At 38.7% G+C, this 16,120-nt stretch carries 15 protein-coding genes and 1 tRNA gene; 9 read left to right on the forward strand and 7 right to left on the reverse strand.

What is annotated here, in order from left to right; translation table 11 throughout:
* Positions 1 to 86: 86 nt before the first annotated feature.
* Positions 87 to 171 (reverse strand) — tRNA-Ser (locus AABB81_RS04105).
* A gap of 132 nt (positions 172 to 303) precedes the next feature.
* Between AABB81_RS04105 and AABB81_RS04110 the strand changes: the two genes are divergently transcribed.
* Positions 304 to 1,056: a sulfite exporter TauE/SafE family protein gene (locus AABB81_RS04110; protein WP_342158814.1), complete on the forward strand. Its 753-nt coding sequence runs from the start codon at positions 304 to 306 to the stop codon at positions 1,054 to 1,056.
* On the opposite strand, the gene AABB81_RS04115 is transcribed toward AABB81_RS04110, so the two are convergent.
* The gene (locus AABB81_RS04115; protein WP_342158815.1) at positions 1,046 to 1,318 is read right to left on the reverse strand and encodes an acylphosphatase; all 273 of its coding nucleotides are present in this window, start codon (positions 1,316 to 1,318) and stop codon (positions 1,046 to 1,048) included. The two genes, AABB81_RS04110 and AABB81_RS04115, sit on opposite strands and share 11 nt — an antisense overlap.
* 210 nt (positions 1,319 to 1,528) lie before the next feature.
* Between AABB81_RS04115 and aroC the strand changes: the two genes are divergently transcribed.
* Positions 1,529 to 2,593: a chorismate synthase gene (aroC, locus tag AABB81_RS04120; RefSeq protein WP_342158816.1), complete on the forward strand. Its 1,065-nt coding sequence runs from the start codon at positions 1,529 to 1,531 to the stop codon at positions 2,591 to 2,593.
* Here the strand turns inward: aroC and AABB81_RS04125 are convergent.
* Together AABB81_RS04125 and AABB81_RS04130 are read right to left on the reverse strand one after the other, a co-directional pair.
* Entirely contained in the window at positions 2,588 to 3,331 is a 744-nt protein-coding gene (locus AABB81_RS04125) for a lipopolysaccharide kinase InaA family protein (RefSeq protein ID WP_342158817.1), read from the reverse strand. The genes aroC and AABB81_RS04125 overlap by 6 nt on opposite strands.
* 1,607 nt (positions 3,332 to 4,938) lie before the next feature.
* Positions 4,939 to 5,754, reverse strand: a complete 816-nt coding sequence (locus tag AABB81_RS04130; protein ID WP_342158819.1) for a hypothetical protein — start codon at positions 5,752 to 5,754, stop codon at positions 4,939 to 4,941.
* 171 nt (positions 5,755 to 5,925) lie between these two features.
* Between AABB81_RS04130 and AABB81_RS04135 the strand changes: the two genes are divergently transcribed.
* The 3 genes from AABB81_RS04135 (at position 5,926) to AABB81_RS04145 (ending at position 8,328) form a co-directional block, all read left to right on the forward strand.
* Complete coding sequence (locus AABB81_RS04135; protein ID WP_342158820.1) at positions 5,926 to 6,858, forward strand: peptidylprolyl isomerase; 933 nt, start codon at positions 5,926 to 5,928, stop codon at positions 6,856 to 6,858.
* A gap of 99 nt (positions 6,859 to 6,957) precedes the next feature.
* On the forward strand, positions 6,958 to 7,782 hold the full coding sequence (locus AABB81_RS04140) for a hypothetical protein (RefSeq protein ID WP_342158822.1): 825 nt from the start codon (positions 6,958 to 6,960) through the stop codon (positions 7,780 to 7,782).
* A 3-nt stretch (positions 7,783 to 7,785) separates the two neighbouring features.
* Complete coding sequence (locus tag AABB81_RS04145; protein ID WP_342158823.1) at positions 7,786 to 8,328, forward strand: YfiT family bacillithiol transferase; 543 nt, start codon at positions 7,786 to 7,788, stop codon at positions 8,326 to 8,328.
* 15 nt (positions 8,329 to 8,343) lie between these two features.
* On the opposite strand, the gene AABB81_RS04150 is transcribed toward AABB81_RS04145, so the two are convergent.
* Positions 8,344 to 8,898, reverse strand: coding sequence for a thioredoxin family protein (locus tag AABB81_RS04150; RefSeq protein WP_342158824.1), 555 nt, complete (start codon positions 8,896 to 8,898; stop codon positions 8,344 to 8,346).
* Between the two features lie 136 nt (positions 8,899 to 9,034).
* Here AABB81_RS04150 and AABB81_RS04155 point away from each other — a divergent pair, with 136 nt between their 5' ends.
* The 4 genes from AABB81_RS04155 (at position 9,035) to AABB81_RS04170 (ending at position 13,574) form a co-directional block, all read left to right on the forward strand.
* Positions 9,035 to 9,493, forward strand: a complete 459-nt coding sequence (locus AABB81_RS04155; RefSeq protein WP_342158825.1) for an Mpo1 family 2-hydroxy fatty acid dioxygenase — start codon at positions 9,035 to 9,037, stop codon at positions 9,491 to 9,493.
* Positions 9,493 to 9,831 carry a tRNA-binding protein gene (locus AABB81_RS04160; RefSeq protein WP_342158826.1) on the forward strand — a complete coding sequence of 113 codons (339 nt, stop codon included), beginning with the start codon at positions 9,493 to 9,495 and terminating at the stop codon, positions 9,829 to 9,831. Before AABB81_RS04155 ends, AABB81_RS04160 begins: the two co-directional genes overlap by 1 nt.
* A 31-nt stretch (positions 9,832 to 9,862) precedes the next feature.
* The gene (locus AABB81_RS04165) at positions 9,863 to 12,775 is read left to right on the forward strand and encodes an FAD-binding and (Fe-S)-binding domain-containing protein (protein ID WP_342158827.1); all 2,913 of its coding nucleotides are present in this window, start codon (positions 9,863 to 9,865) and stop codon (positions 12,773 to 12,775) included.
* Positions 12,776 to 12,944: 169 nt separating this feature from the next.
* Positions 12,945 to 13,574 carry a tRNA (guanine-N1)-methyltransferase gene (locus AABB81_RS04170; RefSeq protein WP_342158828.1) on the forward strand — a complete coding sequence of 210 codons (630 nt, stop codon included), beginning with the start codon at positions 12,945 to 12,947 and terminating at the stop codon, positions 13,572 to 13,574.
* A gap of 280 nt (positions 13,575 to 13,854) precedes the next feature.
* Here the strand turns inward: AABB81_RS04170 and AABB81_RS04175 are convergent, their stop codons facing one another.
* A complete protein-coding gene (locus tag AABB81_RS04175; RefSeq protein ID WP_342158829.1) occupies positions 13,855 to 14,484 on the reverse strand; it encodes a WbqC family protein in 630 nt (209 codons plus the stop codon).
* 17 nt (positions 14,485 to 14,501) lie between these two features.
* The gene (gene lepB / locus AABB81_RS04180) at positions 14,502 to 16,046 is read right to left on the reverse strand and encodes a signal peptidase I (protein WP_342158830.1); all 1,545 of its coding nucleotides are present in this window, start codon (positions 16,044 to 16,046) and stop codon (positions 14,502 to 14,504) included.
* Between the last annotated feature and the right edge of the window lie 74 nt (positions 16,047 to 16,120).

A 16,120-nucleotide genomic window follows, 5' to 3' on the forward strand; every position in this document is an offset into this window, starting at 1 on the left:
TTGTTTTCAAATCACTTACGAAAGTGAACTTTCGACGCTTTTGAAAACAAAAAACCCACAACTTTCGTTGTGGGTTTTAACTTTCGCGGAGAAAGAGGGATTCGAACCCCCGGAGGTGTGACCCTCGCTGGTTTTCAAGACCAGTGCATTCGACCACTCTGCCATTTCTCCATGAGTGTATTCGATTGCTCAAATGCGAGCGCAAATATAATGCGCTTTTTTGTTTTACTAAAACATTTTGTATTTTTTTTATCGAATTTTAGTTTCCGTTAATTATAGTACATTTATCGCCAAATGTTACCTATGGAATTGGAATTGATTTTTCTGGTACTCATCGGTTTTGTGGCCGGAGTCATCAATATATTAGCCGGAGGAGGCTCTTTGTTAACCCTCCCGATGCTTATCTTTTTAGGCCTGCCTCCAAGTATTGCCAACGGAACCAACAGGGTAGCCATTTTTATTCAAAACATATTTTCAATTTCAGGTTTTAGAAGTAAGGGTGTCAACACTTTTCCTCATAGTATCTATTTCGGAATTTCAGCTATGCTTGGCGCCATTATCGGTGCACAAATTGCTGTTGATATCAGCGGGGAATTATTTAACAAGATACTCGCTGTGATTATGCTGTTCGTCGTAACTTATCTGGTACTGAATAGAAGAACCAACTATGAAGATCTTATTGAAAGGGTTACTGGTAAATACTTGTGGATCAGCTTAATTCTATTCTTCTTTATCGGTATCTATGGTGGGTTCATCCAGGCAGGTACCGGCTTTCTAATCCTTCTGGTGCTCTCTGGAGTCAATCATTTTTCCCTGGTAAAGAGCAATGCGGTCAAAGTTGTGGTCGCCTTTATATATACCATCTCAGCTTTAGCTATTTTTATATATAATGACCAGGTAAACTGGAAATATGGCCTCGTACTTTCAGTTGGTAACGCACTTGGCGGATGGTTTGCAAGTAGGTGGTCGGTTAAAAAAGGTGACGGACTCATTAAGGTATTTCTCGTCATCATGGTCTCCGTTATGGCCATTAAACTCTGGTTTTTTACCGACTAATGTCAAACCGGGCATAATGCCTCAAGGAACCTTCCTCCCACCTCACTTCCCTTACATTTGAAAGGGGTGACCCCTTATAAAGCCATTGTACAAAAGATTGCAAATCTTCCTCCTTTCCTTCAGCTTCAATATACACGGAGCCATCCAACTCATTTTTCACTATTCCAACTAAACCCTTAGCCACAGCGGCTTCCATGGTATATTTTCTAAACCAAACCCCCTGAACTTTTCCTGTAACCTGAATATGATAGTTTTTTACCATACTTTAAAAATAGTTTAAAGTTTCGAATTTCTATCTGAGGCGCTCGGAAGTGAGCGCCTCACTTCCGAGCGCCTCAGAGTTCATTAAAAACCTAAATTTAAAACTTAAGTCATAATACTTAATGCTTAATTCGTAAAACTTCTACATTCTCACTTCTCACTTCTCCCTTAAAATATTATCTTTGCTTTTCGAATTTTTGATCCCGACCCTATGAGTAATTCTTTTGGCAAGCTGTTTACATTAACGACCTTTGGGGAGTCACACGGCCCGGCCATTGGGGGAGTGATCGATGGATGTCCCGCAGGTATAGACTTAGACCTTGAAGCTGTGCAATCTCAACTCGATCGCAGGAAGCCTGGTCAATCCAAAATCACTACACAGAGAAAGGAGCCTGATCAAGTCGAATTTTTGTCCGGTATTTTTGAAGGAAAGACAACCGGAACATCCATTGGCTTCCAGATTCAAAATACGAATCAGAAAAGCAAAGACTATTCTCACAATGTAGATGTTTATCGCCCGTCTCATGCTGATTATACCTATGATCAGAAATATGGTGTCAGGGACCATCGCGGAGGAGGAAGAAGTTCTGCCCGGGAAACAGCTAACTGGATTGTAGGGGGCGCCGTCGCAAAGGAAATCATAAAAGGCATAAAGATCACCGCATTTACCTCGTCCGTTGGTGAAATTTTTATAGACAAACCATATCAGGAGCTTGATTTTTCTCAAATAGAGCAAAATATGGTGCGCTGTGCAGATCCGGTTACAGCCGAAAAAATGATTGAACATATTGGTGAGATTAAAAAGCAAGGCGATACTGTTGGAGGTACCATCACTTGTGTGATTCAAAATGTACCTATTGGCCTTGGTGAACCAATTTTCGACAAACTTCATGCTGCGATGGGTCACGCGATGTTATCGATCAATGCCGTTAAAGGTTTTGAATATGGCAGCGGGTTTTGCGGAGCGAGAATGAAAGGCAGCGATCACAATGACCTTTTCAACCAGGATGGAAGTACCCAGACAAATCTTTCCGGTGGCATACAGGGAGGCATTTCGAATGGGATGGATATCTATTTTAGGGTTGCTTTCAAACCGGTAGCAACACTGATCCAGAAACAGGACACGATAGATGCGAAAGGAAATAAAGTAGAAATGCAGGGACGCGGCAGGCATGATCCGTGTGTAGTTCCAAGAGCTGTTCCAATTGTTGAGGCCCTCAGCGCCATGGTAATGGCTGATTTCTACCTACTGTCAAAGGCAAAAAGCGGATTATAGCCTGATTCTTTTTTTCCACCTGGCTTTTCGGAGGGAAAACTCTTTGAATTTTTGGCAGGAAAGTTTGATGTCCTCAACGACTTTCTTTTCTTCAAGGTGCATTAATGATGCGTATTTCTTGCCTATAATTTCCATCATTTCGGTGGTTAACGACAACCTGTTAAAATTATCGATCCTTGCCTGGTAATTCATTTTTTCAAACTTCATCCTGTTGAGGTCAATGAGATAGAAGTCATACTGACCTTTACCTTTTCTGCATATAATCGTGTTCCCCTTAGAATGATCAAAATGGTGTATATCATTCTCATGAAGCTTAAAGGTGAACTCAGTAAATTGGTTCAGAATATTGATCCGATCTGGAAATTGCTCTTCAAAAAGGTCACTAAAAGCAAAATCGTAGCTTAAATTTTTAGAGACGTAATAACTGTTCTTTAAACCTACGGGGTCAGAATACTCAACATAAGCAATTGGTTCAGGCGTTAAAACACCCTTTTTGAGAAGGATTTCCGCATGTTCAAAAGACCTTCTTGCTTTGGATTTTCGAACATATTTATATGCAAAACGGTTCACCAGATGCGGTATTTGAAACGATTTAACATTCCACTTATCACCGTCTACCTCAAATACTTTTATCGTATTTCTCTTTTCCCAATAGGTTTTTCCAGCCTGACCGAAAGAATCAATGATCTCCTGTACTTTATTTTTACTAAAAGAAGCGGCAACCTTTATATTCATCATGATGTTTATCCAAAATTCACTTTTGGCGGGCTTCCGTTGAAAATGATATTTTGGGAATTTATTAGCGGTAAAAGTAATAATTATGCATCACTTAAAATAAAAAATTAAATCCGGCGTTTAATCTTAGGTTGGAATTTAAATAAATGCCAACACGTTGCCCTCAATTAACAATTTTCTCCCAACAAAGTATCGTGCGATTACATTCGCATTATACATGTAGAAACATCTGAGCACCTGCAGAAATAAAGTGTCCGGATTAAAAATTGTCTATGAATACATTGAGTCTAACTATACCTTGCTATTTCAATACTGAAATACCTTTCTCCCCTATTTTATTGAGTAAAAATATCAGACTTATCTCCTTAAGGCCCGTAAGCTGGAGTTTAAGTCTTTTTTCGTTAAACACGGCTTTGACCTGATTCAGGCAAAGCCCCTAAAGATCCCTTTTTTTTGGACCGCTACTGGAAGATAAAAATTTCATAGCGGTCTTTTGTTTTAGCAATGCTACAATGCTGAAATGCTGCAATGCTACAATGCTTGAATGCTTGAAACCGAAGCTTCAGCGAAATTAATGTGTGAATAATTTATTAATTCAATTTTCAAATCGACTCATTTTCAATTTTTCAAATCAATATTTCTATTCATTTTTTTTTGCTCCTCCAAAAAAAACGAATCAAAAAAAAGGAGGTTGCTTTTACGAGGTGTTTTTTAGGCTTTTCTATCGAACACCTAAAAACCGTTTAAAAAGCGCTAAATTTTTTCCAAGGCTTCAAAAATTCTTAACGCGCTTTTTAATCTACACTTGCGTAAAAGCTTCGGTCAAATTAATAATTTTGGTTTAGCAGAACACTTCGACATTCAAAATTCCTTGTTTGACATTCGATATTCATTTTTGAAAATGCTTCAATGCTTCAATGCTTGAAATAGAACCAGCTTGCCGGCAGGCAGGGATTCAGCGGAGCTAATGTGTGAATAATTCAAAATCTACAATCTGAAATCTCAAATCTGAAATCTGAAATCTTCAATCAATGCTACAATGCTACTACAATGCTTTAAATCTCAAATCATCATTCCTTGCCATCCCTGAAGGCAGGTCCAACCTCCAATTAAGTTTCTTTGTCCTCCGGATCGATAGACAAAATTTTATTCTCTGATTCTCCTTTTTATCTTTTGTCTTGATACAAAAGATAGAAAAAATCAAGACTGCAATTGAACTAACAGCCCTTTCTTTATAAATACAAAGTGCGGTTGGTTGATTTCCTTGAGCGTCTCTGCGGAACTTCCCAATCTTACTAAGTATTTATTTTGAAAGTTCTGCCATTTCAATTGAGGTCGGGTTTAAATCAATATCGTATTTTCAATGCACATTGCTGAAATGCTGAAATGCTAAAATGCTGAAATGCTTGAATGCTTCAATGCTTGAAACCGAACCAGCCTGCCGGCAGGCAGGGATTCAGCGAAGCTAATGCGTAAATTTTTCTGCTTTTTAATCAAACAGGATCATATAAAAAAGTAAAATCAAACAGGACATTATAATCAAGTCATAAAAAAAGACCGCTCGTTTGCACAAGCAGTCTTTCTCTTATAAACCTAATATGTTCTATTAATTATTTTTTCAATGCCTTGTATGAACCTACATTTGTTTCTTCCTGAACCCTGAACATACCATTTACATTCGAAAATTCTGAGAGGTTGTACATGATAGAATCAGTTGAGAGTTCAATGTTTTTTAAATGATCCGAAAAATCCTGAAGTGATTCTTCCCCATTGAGTTCATCATTGCTGTCTAACACCAAAACATTGTCTGGAATATTTAAGACATTGATGGCGCTAACCGCCTCTTCATATACATTGCTTTCTTCTGACGACTCCAGCAGGGCATAATGATCAATACCAAGTCCTTGGGTTGATTCCTGTCCTTCATCATTGTAAACAAATCTCACCTGAAATTCATCATTGATAAAATCGCTTACTTCGAGAGAGACAAACTCATTCATTCCTGTATTCTTAGGTGATGAAGTATCCTGAAAATAAACTTCTCTCCATTTCCTGCCGTCAAATACTTCTATTGAAAATTCACCTTTTTCATCTTCCACCTGTAAATTATAGGTTACCTGAATCTGAGCCTTCTTGACTTTCGAAAGGTCAACCAACGGCGTTGTCAAACTGGTTTTATCGTTTAATTTTTCTCCGAGACTGTTATCATTGAAAAGAGCAGCACCGGTAGTAAATTCCGATTCTATTGTGGGTCCGCTATGAGGCATAACACCCGTATATCCAAATTGCCAGTTTGTGGCATTGGAGTTGATTTCATAGATCCAACCATCAGGAATTTCTGATGCGTTGAAGCTTTCTTGTTGAATTTGTGCGGTAATCGTTAGATTTAAAAACAATACAACGATCATTAATCCGATTTTTTTCATGGCAATCACTTTTCTATTACAATAAATATAACGTCACAAAGTCATTATTATTTTATGCCCTGTCCATGAATAAATGCTAATATTTCCTTAAAAATTTTCAATAAAACCTTTTAGATTGTCTCATTTCCTTATGAATCAATTATCTTTGCAGGAATTTTAAAAAAACAAAACATGAACGACGGTTTATACACAAAGATAAAAAGTTCAAAAGGAGATATTCTTTTAAAGCTCGAATTTCAAAAAACCCCGGGAACTGTAGGTAATTTTGTAGCACTTGCAGAAGGGAACATGGAAAATTCTGCTAAGCCGCAAGGGCAGAAATATTACGATGGATTAAAATTTCACAGGGTGATTCCTGATTTTATGGTTCAGGGAGGATGTCCTCAAGGTACGGGTACAGGTAATCCGGGTTATAGCTTTGAAGATGAATTCCATGCTGATTTGAAACATGACAAGCCAGGAATTCTTTCTATGGCAAATGCAGGCCCCGGCACCAATGGAAGCCAGTTTTTTATTACTCATGTGCCAACACCATGGTTAGACAACAAGCACACGGTATTTGGTGAAGTGATAGAAGGGCAGGATGTTGTTGATGCCATTGCCCAGGATGATATCCTGGAATCAGTAGAGATCATCAGGGTTGGAGCAGATGCAGAAGCGTTCAATGCGATTGAAGCTTTTAGATCTTTTGAAGGTGCGAGAGAACAGCGAATTGCTGAAGCCAAAGCAAAAATGGATGCCGAGTTGGATAAAATTGCCGCAGGTTTTGAAAAAACCGATTCTGGTCTGAGATATAAGGTTCTTCAAAAAGGAAATGGTGCAGAAGCCACCAAAGGCAAAAACATATCTGTACATTACAAAGGGCAGCTCACTGACGGAACGGTTTTCGATTCTTCTTATCAACGTAAACAGCCCATTGACTTTCAAGTAGGTGTTGGTCAGGTCATTAAAGGCTGGGATGAAGGATTGCAATTGTTACAAGTTGGAGATAAGGCACGATTAGTGATTCCATCACATCTGGCTTATGGCTCACAAGGTGCCGGAGGTGTAATTCCACCGGATGCTACACTTATTTTTGACGTTGAATTAATGGACGTTAAATAATAGCAAATACTATATATTCAAAGCACCTGAATTAATTACTCAGGTGCTTTTTTTTTGTGAACATTTTGTTGTAATTTTAATTAAACCAGAACGCCCCTCATGAAATACATTATTTTAATAGTGCTTCTTTTAGGAATCAGGGCAACTACCTTGTCACAGGAGGTAGAAAAACACCCTTTATTAGATAATAAATTCTATTTGGAAGCAGGTGTTTTTTTTCCATCAAAAGATATCAAACTTGGTGCTGATGCTTCTTCACCCGATGATGAAATTAATTTTGGAGAGACCTTCGGCTTCAATAATAATCAGGCGACTTCTTTTTTTAATTTTGAATGGCGCTGGAATAAAAAATGGAGGGTGACTGCAGAGACTTTTGGGGTAAACAATGCAGCCAAGGCAACCCTGGATTCAACCTATGTTTTTGACGATGTAACTTTTGAGAAAGGCAGCTTTGTAAGAGGAGGAATTGAATTTTCTTTATACAGGGTATTTGTGGGGAGAACAATCTCTTCAGGGCCAAAGCACTCCTTAGGAGCGGGCTTAGGTGTTCATGCCTTTAATGTAGGTGCCTTTATTGAAGGTAATATCAAATCAGATAATGAGCAAATAGATGGTACTTTTCAAAAAAGAAAAGTTAGTGCATTGATTCCTTTGCCCAACATTGGTGCCTGGTATCATTGGGCCCCAAATACAAAATGGGCCCTTATTGCCCGTGCTGATTGGTTTGGCATTAGTATTGACAAATACTCTGGTGGCCTTTGGAACATTGCCCCGGGGGTACGCTATCAAATCGTAAAAAACTTTGGCCTTGGTGTGGATTACCGCTTTTTATTGTTTAATGCCAAGGTAACCGAAGATAATTGGAAAGGTAGCTTCGATATGAACTTTTCAGGTCCGTCCATAACGCTTCATGGTAATTTTTGACCCATGGGAATTGATCCGATTGAACGCCTAAAATACCCAATTGGTAAAGCTGAAATTCCTGAGATTATTTCAGAAAGTGATATCAAAGAATGGATCGGTATTTTAGCTGCGCTTCCCAAAAAAATGAGATCAATTACCCAAAATTTAAGTGATGAACAGCTTGATACGCCCTATAGACCCGATGGCTGGACCATAAGACAAGTAGTACATCATGTGGTTGACAGTCATTCTCATAGTTATATCAGATTCAAATGGGCCCTTACTGAAGAAAAACCGCTGATCAAGGCCTATCATGAAGAACTATGGGCCGAACTACACGATTACAATGCTCCTATTGAACTGTCTTTACAATCATTGGAAAGCCTTCATGCCAAATTGGTCTATCTATTAAATGGACTTTCAGAAAAGGATTTGAAAAGAACCTTTATTCATCCTGAAACCCAACAAGAAGTCTCTCTGAAAAAAAATATAGGCATTTATGCCTGGCACAGCCAGCACCACTATGCTCATATTGAAAACCTGCTCAAAAGAAAGGGCTGGTTATAAACAATTCTTACAACCTTATTTCCACTTGATATTACAACCCATACTTGGTTTCTGATTTTCTACTATACCTTTTTGATGAACTAAATGATCCAGAGCGTTTCTCAGATCTGAACCTGTTAAGGGTAAATCATTTCCAGGTCTTGAATCGTCTATCTGCCCCCTGTAAACCAAATTCAGGTTTTCATCAAACAAATAAGTATCCGGCGTACAGGCTGCGTCATAGGCTTTGGCCACTTCCTGTGTTTTATCATACAGATATGGAAAAGGGTATCCAACATCAAGGGCCTTTTTTTTCATCAGCTCAGGACCATCCTGAGGATAATGCTCTACATCGTTCGATGAAATAGCAATAAAAGAAATTCCTTTTGATCTGTATTCATTGGCAATTCTAACCAGTTCTTTGTTCACATGAATCACAAATGGGCAATGATTACAGATAAAAAACAGTACGGTACCATTGACTCCTTTCAATTGTGCCAGGGACAATTTTTTACCAGAAACAGTATCAAATAATTCAAAATCAGCAGCCTTTGATCCAAGGGGGAGCATATTGGAGGGTGTATTTGCCATAACTCACAATTTATTTCTATATTTACTTCAAAGCATACCCAAAAGTAAGATTTTTAACACAATTATATTTAGGTTTCTCGGAAACATGATATGGTTTTTGCCGATGCCGTAGTCTCAATTTATTAATTTTTTTAATATGAAAACGATACAACAATGGTATGATGATTATGCAGTAAGCCATCAGAACAAAACCAACCAAAAGATTCATTATATCTGCGTTCCTGCGATTTTCTTTAGCATTGTGGGAATGATCATGAGCATACCCTCAGGTTTTCTTCAAAGAACTTTAAATATTTCCAATCCCATGATTGGAAACTGGGCTTCAGTTTTGTTGATGCTGTTACTGTTATTTTACCTGCGATTGTCGTTTGCGCTGTTTTTAAGGATGCTTGGTTTTTCTGTGCTTTGCGTTATGGGCAACTATTACCTCTCACAAATTGCACCCCTTTTTATGACATCTTTGATTATTTTTATAGCGGCCTGGATCGGTCAGTTCTACGGTCATAAAATAGAAGGGAAAAAACCTTCATTTTTTAAAGATTTGCAATTTCTGCTTATTGGACCGGCCTGGGTATTTGAAAAACTTTCCAGATAATGAATGAGTCCAATATAACATTCGAGGATTTTCAAAAGGTCGACATACGCGTTGGCACCATTATCGAAGTGTTGGATTTCCCCAAAGCCCGGGTTCCTGCCTACCAGCTAAAAATTGATTTCGGCGCTCTGGGAATTAAGAAATCAAGTGCTCAGATTACGACTTTGTATTCGAAAGATAAATTACTCAACAAGCAGGTAATTGCCGTCATCAATTTTAAACCCAAACAAATAGCAAATTTCAAAAGCGAATGCCTCGTTTTAGGTATTCAAAAAGGTAAAGATGTAGTACTTTTACATTCAGGTGATTCGGTAAAAAACGGCACTCAGGTAGTTTAAAATTCTAATTTCAATTGTTATCGCTTACAGCATGTCTATACTTAAAGAATTGCAGGAACTTTCGCAAACCCTTCATGGAGAACTTCATTTTGACGACTTGCACAAAAATATTTACGCCACAGATGCCTCTGTTTACCGAAAAATACCACTGGCGGTAGCCTATCCAAAAGACAAAGAAGATTTAAAAAAACTTATTTTGTTCGCGCCAAAACACAAAGTGTCTCTGGTTCCAAGGACGGCAGGCACCTCTTTGGCCGGGCAATGCGTTGGTGAGGGGATTATCGTTGATACTTCAAAATATTTCACCCGTATACTTGCCTTTGATGAAAGGAACAAAACAGTTCGGGTTGAACCCGGAGTCGTTCGGGATGAATTGAATGCGTTTTTAAAGCCCTTCGGTTTATTTTTCGGGCCTAATACGTCTACGTCAAATCGGTGCATGATGGGAGGCATGGTCGGCAATAATTCCTCGGGCACGACCTCCATACAATACGGAGTAACCAGAGACAAGGTACTCGAAATGAATACCATTTTATCAGATGGTTCCGAGTCATTTTTTGGACCTCAATCGGCTCAGGATTTTAAAGAAAACCTCAAGGGAAACTCCCTTAAAAGCAAGGTTTATAATTTATTATATAATGAATTATCGAATAAGGAAACAAGGGAAGAAATTGAAAGGGAATTTCCTAAACCCAGTATCCACCGGCGAAATAATGGTTATGCTATTGACGCCATTTTAAACAACGAGGTTTTTTCAGAAAATCAGGACCCCATCAACCTGTCAAAATTGCTTTGTGGCAGCGAAGGCACACTTGCATTTACTACAGACATGACGCTGTCACTCGATAAACTTCCTCCGGAGCACAACATGCTGGTGGCTGCTCATTTTTTAAGTATCCAGGAAAGCCTTGAAGCAGTTGTAGTAGCCATGGAGCACAATCTCTACACCTGTGAATTAATGGATAAAACCATACTGGATTGTACAAAAAACAATCGGGAACAGCTTTTAAACAGGTTTTTTGTTGAAGGAGACCCTGAGGCTATTTTAATGCTCGAGGTTGCAAGTGAAGATGCAGTGAAAACTAAAGAACTGGCTGAAAAATTAATTGCTGACCTTAAAAAAAATAAGTTTGGATACACCTATCCCATCCTTAAAGGTACAGATATTGAAAAGGCCAGTACCCTTAGGAAGGCCGGATTGGGTTTATTAGGGAATATCGTTGGCGACAACAAAGCTGTGGCTTGTATTGAAGACACGGCAGTGGAAGTTAGCGATTTGCCTCAATATATTGCCGAATTTACTGAGATGATGAAGGAGTATGATCAGAAAGCCGTGTATTATGCCCATGCAGGAGCGGGAGAATTGCACTTACGCCCCATATTAAATCTCAAACGAGCAGAAGACATTCATTTATTCAGGAAAATTACCACCAAAGTAGCGCAACTGGTTAAAGAATACAAAGGGTCGATGAGTGGTGAACATGGGGATGGTATTGTAAGGTCAGAGTTTCTTAGCCTGATGCTTGGCGAAAAAAATTATGAGCTGATGCGAAAAATCAAACAGGTATTTGATCCACAGCACATCCTAAATCCGGGAAAAATAATCGATTCTTGGCCTATGGATAAGTCTTTAAGGTATGTTCCCGATCGCGAAGAGCCCATTATTGACACAATTCAGGATTTTTCCGATTCGCAAGGCATACTCAGAGCTGCCGAAAAATGCAACGGATCGGGTGATTGCAGAAAACCCGTTTTTGCCGGTGGCACCATGTGCCCCAGTTACAGGGCCACCAAAAATGAAAAGGACACAACCAGGGCCAGGGCCAATACACTCAGGGAATTTTTAACCAACAGTGAGAAAGCCAACCGCTTTGATCATGAAGAATTAAAAGAAGTTTTTGATCTCTGCCTGAGCTGCAAGGCCTGCTCAAGTGAATGCCCCAGCAATGTAGATGTAGCAGCTTTAAAAGCTGAGTTTCTTTATCAGTACCAGAAGGAGAATGGTATATCATTCAGAACCCGTTTGTTCGCTGAAAATGTGAAATACAATAAACTGGGATCCATGGCACCTTCACTCACCAACATGTTGCTCCAAACCAATGTAGCCAAACGTATCATGGGAGTCGCCCTGAAAAGAAGTATTCCGAAACTGGCTCAGGTGACCACAAGAAAATGGTACAGAAAAAACAAAGATCGCTTCAGCGGACAAAATTATCCGAATGGCCAATTGTATTTATTTCTTGACGAATTCACTGATTACTATGACGCTGCTATAGGAAGAGATGCCATAGAGGCCCTTTCAAAACTTGGATATCAGGTAATCATAACAGATCACCACGAAAGCGGAAGAAGTTTTATTTCAAAAGGACTGCTGGACCAGGCCAAGGAACTGGCACATCAAAATGTTGAATTTTTCAAAGACAAAGTTACCATAGATACACCCCTGGTTGGCATAGAACCTTCGGCCCTCCTTACATTCAGAGACGAGTACCTAAGGCTTACAGGTAACAGTGAATCGGCCAAGGAGATCGCTGCATGTACTTTTACCATTGAAGAATTTATAACACGTGAAATTGAAAAAGGTCATATTACACAAAAACAGTTTACCGACAAGTCTAAAAAAATAAAGGTTCACGGCCATTGTCAGCAAAAAGCACTTTCAAATATGACAGCAACCTTCACGATGCTGAATTTTCCCAAAAATTACGAAGTGACCCTTATGAATACGGGATGTTGCGGTATGGCAGGCTCTTTTGGTTATGAAAAAGAACATTATGACCTAAGTATGCAGGTAGGAGAAGACACGCTGTTTCCCAAAGTTCGAAGCAGTCATAAAAAGGTTGAAATCGTTGCTGCAGGAACAAGCTGCAGACATCAGATCAAGGATGGTACGGAAAGGATTGCAAAGCATCCGATCAGCCTGCTTAGAGAAGCTTTAAAATAATTTTGCAGACATGGTAAATTTAATTAATTTTAAAGCCCTCTTAAAATTTAATAGAGAACGGTTATAATAATGTCATCCTGTCTGTAATCTTTGCATTACTGACGAAGGATTTTTACGCACTAGACTGTATATCAAATTATTATAATTTTATTAATCAAATAACATTGAAATGAAAAAATTCATTACTGTTTTATCTTTCACCTTTGTATTAGCTTTTAGTTCTGCCGTTTTTGGGCAGGTTGAAGAACAAACCGGGCCAAAACCTTCTTTAGACAATGGTACAATTGAAAGCCAATTTGATTATTTATACAGAAAATCAAGTTCCTATCAAGAGTATAAAGTTGTTAAGAAAACTTTTTATCAAAAGATCAAAGGCAACGTATTGGATTCTATGCAAGCGTTAAAAAAGGATCTTGGGGATACTAAAAAACTAGTTGAAGTCCAGGCAAGTGAAATCAAAAGCCTCAAGGCTGACCTTTTAACCACAAATAATAATTTGACGTCAGTAACCAAGGAAAAAGACAATATCAAGTTTTTGGGAATTCCAATGACAAAATCCTCTTACAACAGTTTACTGTGGACTATTATTTTTAGTTTAGTGGCCCTGTTGTTGTTCTTTATTTTCAGGTTTAGGTCAAGTAATGCCATCACTGTGCAGGCAAGAGATCTGTTAAGTGATACAGAAAAAGAGTTTGAAGCATACAAAGCCAAGGCCCTTGAAAGAGAGCAAAAAGTGAGACGTGAGCTTCAGGACGAACTCAACAAGCAAAAATACGCTGCTAAAAAAGGAAAAAAGTAAGCTAACTTCTAGAAAATCATATAAAAAGCCTGGTAGATGATCTACCAGGCTTTTTTTATGTCCATTTCCTTCTCTCAAGATGGAAGGCCTTTAATTGTCATCGTATAAAAAGACTTCTCACTTCTCACTTCTCACTTCTCACTTCTCACTTCTCACTTCTCACTTCTCACTTCTCACTTCTTACATCTCACTTCTTACATCTCACTTCTTACATCTCACTTCTTACATCTCACTTCTTAATTCTTACTTGCCTGCGGCAAGCAGACTTCTCACTTCTCCCCTATTTCCCCAGCAAACCCTGATGCTCCTCTAAATACTGTAGCCCCGAAGTACCTTCATTAAATAACAGGTCCAAAATGCTTAAATTGGCAATAAACCCGTGTTTTTTATCAAAAACCTGGGTATACGAATTGAATTCGTAGACAGGTTCGTGCTTGGCATCTGCGAGTTGCCTCAGGTCAAGCAAAGAGCCAGGCATGGGTTCATAAGTTTTTGTATACGATATGTTATTTTCCATTTCCAAACATTCACTCATCACTTCATGCGCATGTAAATTCAAATCCAGTAAAAATATATGGTCCTTTTCAAAAACCTTTAAAAGATCATCTTCGTAATACTCAAAATAAGGAGAGGAACGATACGAGGATTCCAAAGACTTTATAAAAATCTTTTTCCATGCAAAACTGGTATCGATTTTTACGTCTTTTGTTTTTTGCCTTATGCCTGATTCCGAATGGACAATCGGTACGGTCAACAATTGCCTGCCATTCGCTCCGTATATATAACACCTGTTTCTATAGGTTTGCTTTTGGAAATTATCCTGTCGCTCAAAAATAACATCAGTATGGCCGGCAAATGCCACATATTGTATGATCGGGGCAAAAAAAGTGGGGTGTAATAATAAAGCCATGAGCGTAAAATCAGCAATTAGGCAGCCTTTTTCCTTTTGCGGTACCAGTTAAAACCGTAAAGAACCACCATCAGACCAACAAATGGAAAGAAATAAGAAACCGGTTTTCCGCTGCCGCCAACAGTTGTAAACAATCTTTCCCATCTAACCTTGTCAATTCCCTGTCCGTCTGAATCCCAGCTAAACCAGATAAAAACAGGTTTTCCCACCACATGGTCGTAAGGTACAAAACCCCAATATCGGGAATCTTCTGAGTTATGCCTGTTATCTCCCATCATCCAGTAATAATCTTGTTTAAACGTATAACTATTCGCCGGCTCAGTACTTTCATTCAGGTATATCTGTCCGTTGTCAACCCTAAGGCTGTTCTTTTCATATTCAACAATGATCCTTTTATAAAAAGGTAAGCTTTCCATAGTAAGCGCTACCGTTTTACCGGCTTCTGGTATATAAATTGGCCCAAAATTATCCTTGTTCCAGTTCAGTGATTTCACATTTGGAAAAACATCCTCACCTTCTCCCTTGGGGGATAACCTTTTTTGAAGCCTTTTTACCGTTGGATTCTTACTGATCAGTTCTGCATCCTCATCCGCAAGGTTCAATATATAATTACCATCCTGGAGCCTGCCCCCTTCCCTTACGTGATATCGACTTCTCAAACTTTTAACGCTAAGGGCTTTACCATCTGTATCGGTTTCATAAAAGAATTGTAATCTTGCCCTGTCAGGCAATTGATTCTTCTCACCATTAATATAAACATAGCCATCTCTGATCTCCAGGGAGTCTCCTGCAATACCGACACATCTCTTTACATAATTTGACTTCTTGTCTATCGGTTTTCTGATCTTCCTGGTTGTTTTTTTAAAAAACTGTTCTACCGTGTCAACGGGCCAGCTGAATACAACAATATCGTTTCGTTTGATCTTTTGAAGAGCCGGTAACCTCAGGTAAGGCAATTGCGGGAAATTCAAATAACTTTTGGTTTTAATAATGGGCAATGTATCATGTACCATCGGGGCTGCCACCGTAGTCATCGGAACCCTGGCACCGTAATGGAACTTACTGACAAATAGAAAATCACCTATCAGCAATGACTTTTCCAAAGATGACGTAGGAATCGTATAAGGCTGCATAAAATAAGTATGTACCAGCGTGGCGGCAATAACAGCAAAAGCTATGGAACTCACCCATTCACCGGCAGCTGTCCTTGGCTTTAAACTTCGATTCTCAACGTAACTTACGTCTTCCATGTAATTTATATAATAAATATAAAATCCAAGGCTTAAGATCACCAACAAACTGTCTTTGGTGGTGTTTTTACCAAAACTTCTGATGGTTTCCACCCAAACTATAGGAAACATAAGCAGGTTGATAATTGGAATAAACAAAAGGATTACCCACCATTTTGGCCTGTTTATGATCTTCATCAAAACCACTGCATTATAAACCGGAACCAAAGCCTCCCAAGATTTCCTTCCTGCTTTAATGTATAATTTCCAGTTACCCAGAAAATGAACGACTTGTAAGAGCAATATAAATAGTAACCATTGAATTAAGGTCATAATTGTTTTTTTATTAAATTGTTAATCTTATTTATTAGTATTCCACTCTTCAAATTTGTTACTTTTTTTGAAAA

Source organism: Lutimonas vermicola, from assembly GCF_038433205.1.
Classification (GTDB): Bacteria; Bacteroidota; Bacteroidia; order Flavobacteriales; family Flavobacteriaceae; genus Lutimonas; species Lutimonas vermicola.